This window comes from Brevundimonas sp. (genome assembly GCF_016463295.1).
Classification (GTDB): Bacteria; Pseudomonadota; Alphaproteobacteria; order Caulobacterales; family Caulobacteraceae; genus Brevundimonas.
On sequence record NZ_JAEMRO010000061.1, the window covers coordinates 1 to 12,757 of the forward strand.

Annotated in this window: 16 protein-coding genes; 13 read left to right on the plus strand and 3 right to left on the minus strand. The window is 67.6% G+C overall.

Features of this window, described 5'->3' with window-relative positions; translation table 11 throughout:
* The 8 genes from JHC81_RS11085 to JHC81_RS11120 all read left to right on the plus strand — a co-directional run.
* The coding region (locus tag JHC81_RS11085) for a PAS domain-containing protein (RefSeq protein ID WP_292174536.1) at positions 1-2,381 on the plus strand (2,381 nt) is incomplete at its 5' end.
* A 473-nt stretch (positions 2,382-2,854) separates the two neighbouring features.
* The gene (locus JHC81_RS11090) at positions 2,855-4,177 is read left to right on the plus strand and encodes a terminase family protein (RefSeq protein WP_292174537.1); all 1,323 of its coding nucleotides are present in this window, start codon (positions 2,855-2,857) and stop codon (positions 4,175-4,177) included.
* Between the two features lie 85 nt (positions 4,178-4,262).
* On the plus strand, positions 4,263-4,967 hold the full coding sequence (locus JHC81_RS11095) for a hypothetical protein (protein WP_292174539.1): 705 nt from the start codon (positions 4,263-4,265) through the stop codon (positions 4,965-4,967).
* A 100-nt stretch (positions 4,968-5,067) separates the two neighbouring features.
* On the plus strand, positions 5,068-6,195 hold the full coding sequence (locus JHC81_RS11100) for a phage portal protein (protein WP_292174541.1): 1,128 nt from the start codon (positions 5,068-5,070) through the stop codon (positions 6,193-6,195).
* Entirely contained in the window at positions 6,192-6,422 is a 231-nt protein-coding gene (locus JHC81_RS11105; protein WP_292174543.1) for a hypothetical protein, read from the plus strand. Before JHC81_RS11100 ends, JHC81_RS11105 begins: the two co-directional genes overlap by 4 nt.
* Positions 6,422-6,883: an HK97 family phage prohead protease gene (locus tag JHC81_RS11110; protein ID WP_292174544.1), complete on the plus strand. Its 462-nt coding sequence runs from the start codon at positions 6,422-6,424 to the stop codon at positions 6,881-6,883. Before JHC81_RS11105 ends, JHC81_RS11110 begins: the two co-directional genes overlap by 1 nt.
* Positions 6,884-6,934: 51 nt before the next feature.
* Positions 6,935-7,147: a helix-turn-helix transcriptional regulator gene (locus JHC81_RS11115; protein ID WP_292174546.1), complete on the plus strand. Its 213-nt coding sequence runs from the start codon at positions 6,935-6,937 to the stop codon at positions 7,145-7,147.
* Positions 7,144-7,776, plus strand: a complete 633-nt coding sequence (locus JHC81_RS11120) for a hypothetical protein (protein ID WP_292174548.1) — start codon at positions 7,144-7,146, stop codon at positions 7,774-7,776. The genes JHC81_RS11115 and JHC81_RS11120 overlap by 4 nt, the downstream gene beginning before the upstream one ends.
* 15 nt (positions 7,777-7,791) lie before the next feature.
* Here JHC81_RS11120 and JHC81_RS11125 read toward each other — a convergent pair whose 3' ends face one another.
* Genes JHC81_RS11125 through JHC81_RS11135 form a run of 3 tightly spaced genes read right to left on the minus strand, consistent with a single transcriptional unit; the run spans position 7,792 to position 9,905 of the window.
* The gene (locus tag JHC81_RS11125; protein ID WP_292174550.1) at positions 7,792-8,691 is read right to left on the minus strand and encodes a hypothetical protein; all 900 of its coding nucleotides are present in this window, start codon (positions 8,689-8,691) and stop codon (positions 7,792-7,794) included.
* Positions 8,692-8,694: 3 nt separating this feature from the next.
* Positions 8,695-9,249, minus strand: a complete 555-nt coding sequence (locus tag JHC81_RS11130) for a hypothetical protein (RefSeq protein WP_292174551.1) — start codon at positions 9,247-9,249, stop codon at positions 8,695-8,697.
* Positions 9,250-9,275: 26 nt separating this feature from the next.
* Positions 9,276-9,905 carry a hypothetical protein gene (locus JHC81_RS11135; protein ID WP_292174553.1) on the minus strand — a complete coding sequence of 210 codons (630 nt, stop codon included), beginning with the start codon at positions 9,903-9,905 and terminating at the stop codon, positions 9,276-9,278.
* 47 nt (positions 9,906-9,952) lie between these two features.
* Here JHC81_RS11135 and JHC81_RS11140 point away from each other — a divergent pair, with 47 nt between their 5' ends.
* From JHC81_RS11140 to JHC81_RS11160, 5 genes are all read left to right on the plus strand, one after another.
* Complete coding sequence (locus tag JHC81_RS11140) at positions 9,953-11,257, plus strand: phage major capsid protein (RefSeq protein WP_292174555.1); 1,305 nt, start codon at positions 9,953-9,955, stop codon at positions 11,255-11,257.
* A gap of 199 nt (positions 11,258-11,456) precedes the next feature.
* Entirely contained in the window at positions 11,457-11,723 is a 267-nt protein-coding gene (locus JHC81_RS11145; protein WP_292174557.1) for a head-tail connector protein, read from the plus strand.
* Positions 11,720-12,013 (plus strand): head-tail adaptor protein, encoded by a 294-nt coding sequence (locus JHC81_RS11150; protein WP_292174559.1) that lies wholly within the window; start codon positions 11,720-11,722, stop codon positions 12,011-12,013. Before JHC81_RS11145 ends, JHC81_RS11150 begins: the two co-directional genes overlap by 4 nt.
* A complete protein-coding gene (locus tag JHC81_RS11155) occupies positions 12,010-12,417 on the plus strand; it encodes a DUF3168 domain-containing protein (RefSeq protein WP_292174560.1) in 408 nt (135 codons plus the stop codon). The genes JHC81_RS11150 and JHC81_RS11155 overlap by 4 nt, the downstream gene beginning before the upstream one ends.
* 155 nt (positions 12,418-12,572) lie before the next feature.
* Positions 12,573-12,757: phage major tail protein, TP901-1 family (locus tag JHC81_RS11160; protein ID WP_292174563.1), on the plus strand; the 185-nt coding region annotated here is incomplete at its 3' end.

A 12,757-nucleotide genomic window follows, 5' to 3' on the forward strand; every position in this document is an offset into this window, starting at 1 on the left:
TCAGCCACGAGCTGGATATGGCCGGATTGCTGCGCAAGGCGGCCGAGCAGACGGCGATGCTGGAGATGTCGGAGGCCCTGGCGGGACTGGGGCACTGGCGTTACGACCTGATCGACAAGGGATTGGAGTGGTCCGACCAGGTCTACCGTATCCATGGAACCGAGCCGGGCACCTTCACGCCCAGTCTGGCGGCGATGGGGCCCCTGTATCATCCGGCGGATCGCGATGAAGGGCGGCGTCTGATCGAACGAGCGCTGACGACGGGCGAGGGCTATGACACGCGGTTGAGGCTGATCGTGGACGGCGAAGAGCGCGTCAGCCGCTCCCGGGCACGTGTAGAGCGGGACGAGCATGGCCGCATCGTAGCCCTGTTTGGGGTCGTGCAGGACGTGACCGAGACGGTGCGCGCCGAGCGCGAGCAGCAGGAGCTGGTCGAGACGCTGAAGCTGGCCGAGGATCTGGCCGGCGTCGGCAGCTGGCGGTACGATGTCGAGACCGGCGACGTGCGCTGGTCGGACCATGTCTATCGCATCCATGGACTGGATCCCGCGACCTTCGATCCGGCGATTGATGATGCGGTGTCCTTCTACCATCCGGACGACCGGCAGGCGGTGCTGGACTGGTGCACGAGGGCTATCGAGAGTGGCAAGCCCGACGCGTTCCAGATGCGGCTGATCCGGACCGATGGAGAGGAAAGGATCGTAGCCTCCCATTGTCGACCGGAAGTGGCGGCCGATGGTCAGACCCGGGCGCTGTATGGTGTTTTTCAGGACGTCACCGAAGCCGCGCGAGCCCACGAAATCATCATGGCCAGCGAGATGCGGTATCGGCTGCTGGCCGACAACGCCACCGACATTATCGCGACCTACGGCATAGATGGCCGCTTCCGGTACGTCTCGCCGTCGATCGAGGGTGTGCTGGGCTACTCGGCGGAAGAGTTGGTCGGAGAACCTTGCGCCAGGGTTATGCATCCGGACGATGTCGCGCCGGTGATGAAGGCTTTTGCGGACTATGTGGAAGCCGCACCCGATGCGCCGTCTCCGCGTATCCCCTATCGCGGGCTGTCAAAGGGCGGCGTGTTGGTATGGCTGGAGGCGCATCCCAAGCTGATCCGCGACGCCGAGGGCCGGCCGGTCGAGTTCCACGATGTGGTCCGCGACATCTCGGAGACCAAGGCGCTGGAAGACGCCCTGATCGCGGCGCGGGACCGGGCCGAGGAAGGGGCGCGGGCCAAGTCGGAATTCCTGGCCAATATGAGCCACGAGCTGAGGACCCCGCTGACCAGCGTGGTGGGGTTCTCGGGCCTGTTGCTGAGCAGCGAGGCCTTGCCGGAGACCGAGCGGCGCTATGTGGACCGGATCGCCACGGCCAGCGATGCCCTGCTGGGGGTCATCAACGACATTCTGGATTACTCCAAGCTGGAGGCGGGAGCGGTGACGCTGGAGCCGCTGGCGTTTTCGGCCGAGGCGATGGCGCGGGCCGCCGCCTCGATCGTCGAGGCCCAGTGCGAGGCCAAGGGGCTGGCGCTGGCGGTTGTGGTCGATCCAGCGGTGCCGGAGATCATGATCGGGGACGAGGGGCGGCTGCGTCAGGTGACGCTGAACTTCCTGGCCAATGCGGTGAAGTTCACGGCCAAGGGCAGTGTGAGCGTTAACGTCGGCTGGACCGGTGAACGGCTGCGGGTCGCGGTGACGGATACCGGCATCGGGGTGTCGCAGGACAAGATCGCCACGTTGTTCGAGCGATTCACACAGGCCGACAATTCGACCACTCGGGTTTATGGCGGCACGGGTCTGGGACTTTCGATCAGCCGTCGCCTGATCGAAATGATGGGCGGCGAGATCGGGGCCGACAGCTGCACGAACGAGGGGTCCACCTTCTGGTTCGAGGTGCCTCTGATAGCCGGAGAGCGGCGCGCCGAGCGGCGGGTGCAGGAACCAACCATCGACAATCAGTCGTCGGGACTGAAGATTCTGGTCGCGGACGACGCCCCAGCCAACCGGGAACTGGTTACGGCCATCCTGGGCAGTATGGGCGTCGAGGTTCATGCCGTGGCCGATGGAGTCGAGGCGGTCGAGGCGGCGCGTCTGGGTGGTTATGACCTGATCCTGATGGACGTTCACATGCCGGTCCTGGACGGGCTGGATGCGACGCGAGCCATCCGGGCGCTGGATGGGGTGGCGGCACGGACGCCGATCATCGCCCTGACCGCCAATGTGCAGCCCGAGCAGGTCGAGCGCTGCCGCGAGGCCGGGATGGACGACCACTGCGGCAAGCCGATCCAGGTTGCGGAACTGGTGCGCGTGATGTCGGAGCGGCTGGACCGGCGGGCCGTGGATCGTGGCGGGCCGGGGCGGTTGGCGGGTCAGACGGCAGCTTGAGCCATCAGGCCGCGCACTGGCAGGTTTCTGCCTGTCGGTAGTAGCGTCCATTCGTTGGAAGTTCGGGGATTGTCCGTCGGGTTGGCTGGAGAAAGCCTCTTACCCATAACGACTTGCCGGAAAGTGGAGCCGTTCTGCCTGGCTGAGGACGCTGGTCCGGTAGAGTCTGGGCATGACGGGACATCAGGACAGGGCGGCGGCCGCGGCAGCCTGGATCGAGGCCGGGCGCGAAAAGCTGATCGCGGCCTGCGACCAAGTGATGGACGCCATCACAGCGACCAAGGTCGAACCGGGTGACAGCCTGGGTGCGGCGCGGCAGGTGCGCGCCATCGAAATGATGGCCCGGACCATGCCGGTCGTGGCGACCATGGCTCTGCCTGACGGGATCACCCATGCCGCGAAGGCCAGTCGTGCGTCGAGGCGCGGCGGGTCGGGCGCGGATCGCGATGCAGCAGAGGATCACATGAGCGACGATGAGCGTGACGACAGCCCCGAAACCCTGCAGCGGCTCAGAGACGAACTGGACGCTCGCCTCGCTCGCCTCCACGCCGGATTCGAAAAGAAGGCCGCGGATCGATGCACTGACACCGGATCAACTGCACGAGCTGAGCCAGACGAGATTTGACCTGCTGGACCACCAGCTGTGGTCGCCACTGGACTGGCGGACCTGGGTGCTGATGGGTGGACGAGGGTCGGGCAAGACGTTTGCCGGGGCCAACTGGATCAGCTGGCTGGCCCAGACGGAGAACCTGCGGTTCGCCCTGGTGGGCGCGACCTTGCACGACGTGCGTGAGGTGATGGTGGAGGGGCCGTCGGGGCTGAAGGCCGTCTCGGGGCCGAAACATCGGCCGCGCTGGGAAGGGGGCCGCAAGCGACTGGTCTGGCCCGAAAGCGGAAGCGTGGCCTATGCGTTTTCGGCCGAAGATCCTGACAGTCTGCGCGGGCCGCAATTTCACCATGCCTGGGCCGACGAATTCTGTGCCTGGCGCAAGCCGGAGGCGGTTCTGGACACCCTGAGGATGGGCCTGCGACTGGGGGACGATCCGCGGCTGGTGGTCACGACGACGCCCCGGCCGATGCCGGCGCTGAGACGGTTGCTGGCGCAGGAGGGGGTGATGATGGATCGCGCGCCGACGGCGGCCAATGCGGCCAATCTGTCGCCTCGGTTCCTGGCGCATCTGAAGACGCTGTATGCCGGGACGCGGCTGGAGGCGCAGGAGATCGAGGGGCTGATCGTCGAGAGCGAAGGCGCGCTGTTCCGGGCCGAGGATCTGGCGCGGGCGCGGGGAGCGAGGCCCGCGAAACTGGACCGGATCGTGGTGGCGGTCGATCCGCCGGTGACGGCGGGCGGCGATGCCTGCGGGATCGTGGTGGTCGGGCGCAAGGATCGGGTCGCCTATGTGTTGGCCGACCGGTCGGTGCGGGGGCACAGCCCGCAGGGCTGGGCCGGGAAGGTCGTGGCGGCGGTGCAGGAGTTCGGGGCCGATGCGGTCGTCGCCGAGAGCAATCAGGGCGGCGAGATGGTGAGGGGCGTTCTGGCCCATGCCGACTGTCCGGTCCCGATCAAGCTGGTGCATGCCAGCCGGGGCAAGGTGGCGCGGGCCGAGCCGGTGGCGGCGCTGTATGAACAGGGGCGGGTCGTGCACTGCGGTGCGTTTCCGGCGCTGGAGGAAGAGCTGATGGCGCTGCGCTCCACCGAGCATCGCCATAGTCCGGACCGGGCCGATGCCCTGGTCTGGGGCGTGACGCAGCTGATGCCGGCCCCGAAGGCAGGGCCGAGCGTGCGGTGGCTGTGAAGTCCGCATAGCATCGTTCGTCGAATTGACTCGACACGGTGAAGCTTTGAGCGCGTCGTACTGGCCGGGGGCATGGGAGGACGACATGACACGATCAGTATTCAGGGCGTCGTGGGTGAACTGGGCAGGGTCAGCGGCGCTGGTCGCGGTAATGGCCGCTGTCGGCACGGCGCAGGCCGGCCAGGATACGCAAGGGCGAAGCGGCGTGGTGCAGAAGGGTCGCGAGGGTCGGACCGAACAAGCCACTCCAGCCGATGCCAGGGCGGGCTATGATCTGGCCAAGGGCAAGACGGGACGAACGGAGACCTCCGTCAGTTCAGGACAGATCAGTGCGATCACCGGCGGTGCGGTCGCGGGGATCGTGGTCGCCCGCGCGGAGGACCAAGTGGCTTGCGACAGCGGGACAGCGAGCGCGTGCCGTGCGATCGAGTCTGGCCTGACGACCGGCGGGGCCTGGGCCTTCGTCGACGGCGGAATCACGGCCATGGACGACTGGGAAACGCCGGTGACGGCGGTGTCCTCGTTTGGATCGCTGGCCGGGTCTGGCGGCGGGGCGGCGGCGGCGTCCTATGCACGCAGTAGCGCGACGGCATCGGCCCCGACGGCCAGTGCATCATCGTCCGGCGGGGGCGTGCGCGGTACGCATTTCGCGGACGCGGTGCTGGTGCATCGGGTTCTGGCCGCTTGTGACAGCGGCGACGCGAGCGCGTGCCGCGCGTTTGCCCAGTCGATACGACCCGCCACGGCGACCGAAAGAGCGGAGACCCGGACCTATACAGCCGGCCGCTAGCCACTGATTACTCCTCCCTCGCTTAGTGGGGGAGGAGGTTTGCAAGGAGATCCTCATGTTCGATTGGCGACGACCCCTGGAGGGTCGGCGGCGTAGAGCCATGCCTGAAACCAAGGAGAGCCGCAGCGGGCCGTTGATCGCGTTTTCGCACGGCGGGCGGCCGCGGTGGACACCGCGGGATTATGCGCATCTGGCGACGGAGGGGTTCGGCAAGAATGCGGTGGCCTATCGCTGTGTGCGGATGATCGCGGAGGCGGGCGCGTCGGTGCCGCTGGCGGTGTTCGTGGACGGGGTGAGGACGGACGATCATCCGCTGGCGCGGTTGCTGGCCAAGCCGAACCCGGAGCAGTCTGGGGCGGAGTGGTTGGAGGGGCTTTACGGAGCCTTACAGACCGCAGGGAATGCCTATGCCGAGGCGACGGGGGATGGCGACGGAGACGGTGAGCCGGACGAGCTGTGGGCACTGCGACCGGACCGGATGAAGGTCGTTCCCGGACGCGCGGGCTGGCCGGAGGGGTATGAGTATTCCGTGGACGGACGGTCGGTGCGGATCGGGCGTCAGGCGGATGGCTGGATGCCGGTGATGCATCTGAAACTGTTTCATCCGACGGACGATCACTACGGCTTTTCCCCTTTGGAGGCGGCGGCGTTCGCGATCGATGTGCATAATGCGAGCGGGGCCTGGAACAAGGCGCTGCTGGACAATGCGGCGCGGCCGTCGGGGGCGCTGGTTTACGGGGCCAGGGACGGCGAGCGGCTGACGGGGGAGCAGTTCGAGGCCTTGCGGGCGCAGGTGGGCGAAAGCCATGCGGGCACCGCCAATGCCGGGCGGCCGATGATCCTGGAGGGCGGGCTGGACTGGAAGCCTATGAGCTGGACGCCTGCCGACATGGACTTCATCGCGGGGAAACATGCGGCGGCGCGAGAGATCGCGCTGGCGTTCGGGGTGCCGCCGCAGCTGCTGGGGATTCCCGGCGATGCGACCTATGCCAACTATCGCGAGGCCAATGCCGCCTTCTGGCGCGGGACGGTGGTGCCGCTGGTGCGGAAGACGGCGGGGGCGCTGACGGGGTGGCTGGGCGGACGGTTTGCGGGAGCGCGTATCGAGGCGGACCTGGAGGCGGTGCCGGCGCTGCAGCCGGAGCGGGATGCACTGTGGGCGCGGCTATCGGCGGCGGATTTCCTGACCAATGAGGAGCGGCGGCAGATGGCGGGGGTGGGGGCATGAGCGAACATCAAGTCCGGCGCGTGCCGACGGCCCTGCTGATTGCCCTGACGGTGCAGACGGTCGGGGGACTGGTCTGGGCCGGCGGCGCGGCGGCGAGGATCGGCACGCTGGAGGAGCGGGTCGGGGAGCATAGGCTGGTCGCCGAGCGTCTGGCGCGGCTGGAGGAACAGAGCACGGCGACGCGGGCGGCGGTGGAGCGGATCGAGACCCGGCTGGAGGGGCGCTGATGAATGTGATCGCGGATGAGGGGCTGCGCATTCGGGGGTATGCCTCGCTCTGGAACGTAGCGGACCTGAACGGGGATGTGGTGGCGAGGGGGGCGTTCGCGGCCAGCCTGGCGAAGACGGGCGTGCAGGGGGTGCGGATGCTGCATCAGCACGAGGCGCGGTCGGTGGTCGGGGCCTGGGACCGGATCGAGGAGGACGAGCGCGGACTGTATGTCGAGGGACGGATCATGGACTGGTCCGCCGAGGCGCGGTTCGCGAGCGCGCTGAGCCGGGCCGGGGCACTGGACGGATTGTCGATCGGGTTCCGCAGCCATCGGGCGCGACGGGACGGGCGGTTGCGGGTGCTGGTCGAGGTCGAGCTGTGGGAGGTGTCGCTGGTGACGTTTCCGATGCTGCCGGGGGCGAGGTTCGTGGTGCTGGGGGCTTCGGGCAGCCGCATCGAGGCTGTAAAGAGCTCTTGACAGTTGGGCCCCTGCCTGTAAAGAGCCCTTTACAAGCAGGTTGAGGAATGCGTGCGCAATTTGGTGCGGGAGATGCGGGAGGCGAAGGGGTGGAGCCAGGGTGAGCTGGCCCGCCGCCTGGGTGTCTCGCGTCAGACGATCAATGCGGTCGAGACGGACAAATACGACCCCAGCCTGCCGCTGGCCCTGCGCATGGCGGTGCTGTTCGAGGTGCCCGTGCCGAGCCTGTTCATCGACGACTGGACACCGGAGGAGACGCTGTGACCACCCTTGATCAAGCCAAGATCCGCAAGATGTTGCTGGCCTTCGTTCTGGGGGCGCTGGGCGGGGGAGGGGCCATGGCCGCCTTTCTCTGGCTGGGCTTCGAGCCGGGCTGGAGGGTCGAACAGGTGGCGATTGGCGGGGTGGGCGTCGTCTATCTGGTGACCGGCCTGTTCACCCTGGGCGGGGTGCTGATGCCGGGCATGGGGGCCAGGGTGTTGAACGTCGCGGACCGGGAGGAACTGGTCGAAATGCGCAACATGCTGGTGGGCAGTTCGGTGTCGGCCATCGCGCTGGGGATCATGCTGCTGGCGCTTGTCGGGTCGGGACCGAGCGGGGCCGTGCCCGACGTCGTGGTGATCGCGGCGGTCGGGCTGTCGTTGCTGACGATCGGGGTGATCGGGGTTCAGCAGTGGAGATTGTACGACGAACTGTGGCGTCAGCTGTCGTGGGAAAGCTCGGCGTTCGCCATGTCGCTGCTTCTGCCGATCCTGCTGATCTGGGGCGTGGCGGTGCATCTGGGATGGCTGTCGGCCATGGATCCGCTGCTGGTCATCGCCGTGGCGGCGGCGTCCATGCTGGTTGGAGCGTTCATCGCGGCCGGGCGGCGGGGCATGCTGGCCCCGCGCTGACCGGGGCGGGCGTATTCAATCGCCCGATGCGGCGGCGGTTCGGGCCGAAGCCTGCCAGGCGACGAGCGCCTTGCGAATAGCGGACAGCACGGCGGGGCGGCGGATCATCTGGGCCAGCCAGATGCCGGGGACCAGGACAAAGACCCAGCCGATCTGGAAGATCGTGACCAGCAGGAAGGCGACGACGGCGATAGCGACCCACAGGCCGATGCGCAGGGTCTTGTCATCCAGACTGGCGATGTCGGGCAGGTCGGAGATGCGGCTGCCAAAGCTGGTGCCGGGCGGGATGGGCGGCGGCGTGGAGACGGCCCCGTTGGGACCAAAGGTGAAGGCGCGGTCGCGTTCCAGCGACGCGGGTTGAGGTTTGTAGGTCTGCGGCGGGGGTGCCGGCTGCGGCTGCGGGGGCGCTCGCATCGGTGCGGCCTGCTGGGCCGGGTTCGGGGTGTGACGCGAAGCCGGGGGCGGACTGCGGCGGAGTGGGCGTTCGTCGTCGGTGGAAGGCCGGGGCTCGAACGGAACGGAGCGGCCCTGGGCGTCCAGGGTGAAGACCTGTTCGAAGCCGACGGTGTCGAAGTTGATGGGGCGCGTGTCCTGGCCATAGCTGTCGGCCTGAAGCGCGGCCACTGTGCCGTGACGCATCAGGACCTGGAAGGCGACGGCGTCCTGAAGTCCGTCGATCATGACGTGGACGGAGCCGAACCGGCCGTCCGCCGTGGTCGCGGGATGGGGGCGGTCGAGGGTCAGGCCGGTATAGGCACCGAAGGCCATGTTTCGACGCTGGCTGGCTTTTGCTTCGGCGAACTGGGTGGCGAGGTCCGGGATGGTGTGCCGTAGTTCATGCGCCAGGGCGGCCATAACGGCCCGCTCCAGCCGGGTCAGGGGGATGTTGGCGACCGTGGCGCGGGACGCGGCCATCGCTCAGTTCGCCTCCGGCAGATAGTCGGCGGGCAGGGGCAGGTCGGGGGTCTCGGCCTGCCAGTAGACACTGACGATCCACCAGCGGGTGCCGTCGTCGAACAACTGGATGGAGTTGATGCCGCGCATGAAGGGTCGGGCGTCGGTCGCGGCGCGCCGGGCCTCATAGGTGGAGAACAGGTGGGCGATGCGGCCATAGCGGTCGGTGCGACGGGCGATCTCCTGCTCGTGAAAGCCGTCGCGGATCAGGCTGGGCCCGGCGCGATCGACATAGTCCTGCGGCGTCAGGGGACGCAGCGTGCCCCGACGCTGGGCGTCCGTGCCGGTGGGCATCAGCCTGGCGGAGGGATGGAACAGGTTGCGGAACCGGTCCCAGTCGCGGGCCACGCCGGCGTCGCCCGAAATGCTGGCGTAGAGGGCGGCGACGATGGCGTCCATCGAGGCGACGTCGGCGGCGTAGGCGGGGTTGGAGGCGGGGGCGAGAGCAGGCGGCGGGGTCTGGGCTGAGGCGCTGGTGGCTGTGATAACCAAGGCGAAGGCGAAGATGGCGACGCGCATGAGAGGTCCCTCGTGCCCTGGGCGGGTCAGACTGGCGACATTGCGGTGGAGACGGACGGCTGGTCCTGAGTGGAGAGGCGACGCTTCTGCTCTGTCGCCCACTGACGAATCTGGAATGCGACAAGGACGAAGAGGCAGGCTTGGACCAGTATCAGTCGTATGGGTTCCGACGCGAAGACCGGGTGAGCTTCGGACCAGAAATTTGGGAACAACACCAGGCTAATCGGCAATACAAGAATGCCGATCAAGAACGCGAGTGAGAGCCAGGCAAACCTCCCTTCTGATATCGACCTTGACCCACCAAGCGTCTCGACGATCCGACGCATGATACGAGGGGGACGAAGTCCGTCGGCAGGTGGCTGAGACCATGACTCAAAGCCGTTTTCGGGTGGACGGATCACCCTGTCGCTGAGGTGGCGGACCGAGATCGGGCGGGGCGCGGTCTTGGCTATCGTGCCGAGAAGCCAGATCAGAAAAAACCCTGCCAACAAAACGATGAAATAAGCTCCCAGCAAAGGGCTGCGACTGGGAGAAAAGGCGACCTCTTCAGTGAGGGTCACCCATAAGTAGCCGAACGGCCAAATCAGCTTCCAAAACAGATCGCCGACCAGTGAGTTCTGGATCGCGTCGATGATTTTCCGGGCAAGCGTATCCATGCCCGGACCCTAACCGCAAACCGCGGTTCCTGAAAACCGGAGAGACCATGAAAGAGACCAAGACCGTCTCGGGCACGCCAATTCTGGCGGACTCGGGGGCTCGCGCCGTCATGCATGAAATGATGGCGGCGTTCGAGGCGTTCAAAGGGGCGAACGATGCCCGGCTGGACGAGATCGAGAAGAAGGCGTCGGCGGATGTGCTGCTGGAAGAGAAGGTGGCGCGGATCGATGCGGCGGTGGGCGCGGCCCAGGCGCGGCTGGATCGGGTGGTGAGTGAGGGGCGGCGTCGCGAGATCGGTGCCTCGGCGACTGTCGCCGGTGCTGCCCCCTCCTGGTCGGCCAGGGCCGACCTGTCCTCCCCATCCGCCTACGCGGATGGGGAGGTGAAACAGGCGTTTGACGGGTATCTGAAGACGGGGGCCTCGTTCGGGCTGGAGCTGAAGGCGGGGTTGTCGTCGGCGTCGAACTCGGCGGGCTATGTCGTACCGCCGGAGACGGAGCGGGCGATCGAGCGCAGGCTGATGGCGGGCTCGCCGATGCGCGAGATTTCGACGGTGCGCACCGTGGGCTCGGGCGTGTTCCGCAAGCCGGTGTCGACGGCGGGCGTGGTGTCGGGCTGGGTCGCGGAGACGGCGGGCCGGCCGGAGACGGACCCGGCGACCCTGGCGCTGCTGGAGTTTCCGTCGGCCGATCTCTACGCCAGCCCGGCGGCGACCCAGTCCCTGCTGGACGACGCCATGATCGACCTGGACGAATGGCTGGCCGCCGAGGTCGAGGATGCGTTCGCCGCCCAAGAGACTCAGGCCTTCGTCAACGGCGACGGGATCAACAAGCCCAAGGGCTTTCTGAGCTATACGACCGTGGCCGACGCGACCCAGACCTGGGGCCAGATCGGCTATGTGGCGTCGGGGGCCGCCGGTGCGTTCACGGCGACGACGGCGTCCAGCAACCCGACCGACCGGCTGATCGACCTGATCTATACGCCCAAGGCCCAGTATCGGCCGAACGGGCGGTTCGTGATGAACCGGCGCACGGTATCCACGGTGCGCAAGTTCAAGGATGTGGACGGCAACTACATCTGGACGCCACCGTCGCGGGTCGGTGAGACGGCGTCGCTGCTGGGCTATGCGGTGACCGAGATCGAGACCATGCCGGACATCGCGGCGAACTCGCTTTCCATCGCATTCGGGGACTTCCAGCGGGGGTATCTGATCGTGGATCGGGCGGGGGTGCGGGTGTTGCGCGATCCCTATTCGGCCAAGCCCTATGTGCTGTTCTACACGACCAAGCGGGTCGGCGGCGGGGTGCAGAACTTCGACGCGATCAAGGTGCTGAAGTTCAGCGCGACGTGATGAGCTGAGACGGTCCCCCTCCCCCTCCGGGGGAGGGTGGCTGAGCCGAAGGCGAAGCCGGGTGGGGAGGGCTAAGGCAGGCTGCAGACAATGGCGCTTGCCGCTTGCCGAACCGCCCCCACCCGGTCGCTGCGCGACCTGCCCTCCCCCAAGGGGAGGGAGAACGTCGGCGCGTAATACCAAACATCGGAGAACCCCCATGACAGCACCCGTCAGCCTGACGGAGGCGAAGCTGTTCCTGCGCGTCGAGCACGAGGCGGAGAACGGGCTGATCGGCACTTTGATTGAGGCGGCGCGGGCGCGGGTGGAGGGAGAGGTGGGGCTGAGCCTGACCTCGACCAGCCCGGCGCCGCTGCGGCTGGCGATCCTGATGCTGGCCCTGCGCGCCTATGAGCGGGGCGAGGTGGAGATGGCGGTCGCGCCGGTCGAGGCCTGGATCGCGCCGTATCGGGTGGTGCGGATATGAAGGTGTTGGCCGGCCTGTTCGAGACCGTGGAATCCCGTACGCCCTATGGCGGGGTGGCCGTCAGCTATGAGCCGGTAGGGCACGCCTGGCTGAAGCTGGGGGCGCGGCGGCGGCGCGAGAAGAGCGAGCCGGGGGGGCTGCGGGCCGTCGAGGTGGTGACGGCGGAGACGCGGTCGGACCCGAGGCTGATTGCCGGGCGGGTGCTGCGCTTCGGCGGGGCCGACTGGCGCATCCAGGCGACCGAGACGGTGGGTGGTCGTGCGATCCTGATGCTGGAGCGCAGCCGATGAGCGGGCATGAGCTGGCGCTGCAGAAGGCGCTGATCGCGCATCTGTCGGAGGATGTCGCGGTGCAGGCGCTACTGGGGGATCCGGCGCGGATCTGGGATGCGGTGCCGCAGGAGCCGGTGCTGCCGCATCTGCTGATCGGGCGGTGCGAGAGCCGGCCGGTTGGGGCGGACGGCGGGGGCGTGGAGCATCGGCTGACGCTGACGGTCGTGTCGCGCTTTCGTGGGACCGAGGAGGCCAAGGCGGTACTGGCGGCGGTGCGGCTGCGGCTGACGGACGCGCGGGTTGAGGCGGACGGGGTGCGGGCGATCAGCCTGGGTGTCGTGTTTGCGGACGTGTTTCCGGCGGCGGACGAGGCGAGGACCTATGCGGTGCTGCGGGTGCGGGCCGTGACGGAAGAGGTTTAGGCAACAGGCAACAGGCAACAGGGAACAGGGAACAGGGAACAGGGAACAGGGTGGTAGGCTGGAGTGTGTGCCGCAACCAAGAGCCGATCGACGGCTTGGCATTAGCGCCGTTGCCCGTTGCCTGTTCCCTTCGAGATAAAAAGGAGAACGACGACATGGCGGCACAACGCGGCAAGGATATACTGCTGAAGATCGAAGGGACGCCGGGGGTGTTCACGACGGTGGCGGGGCTGAGGGCGCGGACGATTTCGCTGAATGCGCGCACGGTGGATGCGACCGATGGCGACAGCGCCGGGCGGTGGCGCGAGCTGCTGGGCGGGGCAGGGGTCAAGTCGGCGGC

Excerpts from the sequence above, each read along its gene's own strand:
- JHC81_RS11130 (WP_292174551.1), bottom strand. The coding sequence starts at position 9,249 with ATGCGCGTCGCCATCTTCGCCTTCGCCTTGGTTATCACAGCCACCAGC.
- JHC81_RS11145 (WP_292174557.1), top strand. The coding sequence starts at position 11,457 with ATGACAGCACCCGTCAGCCTGACGGAGGCGAAGCTGTTCCTGCGCGTC.
- JHC81_RS11125 (WP_292174550.1), bottom strand. The coding sequence starts at position 8,691 with ATGGCCGCGTCCCGCGCCACGGTCGCCAACATCCCCCTGACCCGGCTG.
- JHC81_RS11090 (WP_292174537.1), top strand. The coding sequence starts at position 2,855 with ATGAGCGTGACGACAGCCCCGAAACCCTGCAGCGGCTCAGAGACGAAC.
- JHC81_RS11095 (WP_292174539.1), top strand. The coding sequence starts at position 4,263 with ATGACACGATCAGTATTCAGGGCGTCGTGGGTGAACTGGGCAGGGTCA.
- JHC81_RS11155 (WP_292174560.1), top strand. The coding sequence starts at position 12,010 with ATGAGCGGGCATGAGCTGGCGCTGCAGAAGGCGCTGATCGCGCATCTG.
- JHC81_RS11140 (WP_292174555.1), top strand. The coding sequence starts at position 9,953 with ATGAAAGAGACCAAGACCGTCTCGGGCACGCCAATTCTGGCGGACTCG.
- JHC81_RS11105 (WP_292174543.1), top strand. The coding sequence starts at position 6,192 with ATGAGCGAACATCAAGTCCGGCGCGTGCCGACGGCCCTGCTGATTGCC.
- JHC81_RS11100 (WP_292174541.1), top strand. The coding sequence starts at position 5,068 with ATGCCTGAAACCAAGGAGAGCCGCAGCGGGCCGTTGATCGCGTTTTCG.
- JHC81_RS11110 (WP_292174544.1), top strand. The coding sequence starts at position 6,422 with ATGAATGTGATCGCGGATGAGGGGCTGCGCATTCGGGGGTATGCCTCG.
- JHC81_RS11150 (WP_292174559.1), top strand. The coding sequence starts at position 11,720 with ATGAAGGTGTTGGCCGGCCTGTTCGAGACCGTGGAATCCCGTACGCCC.
- JHC81_RS11135 (WP_292174553.1), bottom strand. The coding sequence starts at position 9,905 with ATGGATACGCTTGCCCGGAAAATCATCGACGCGATCCAGAACTCACTG.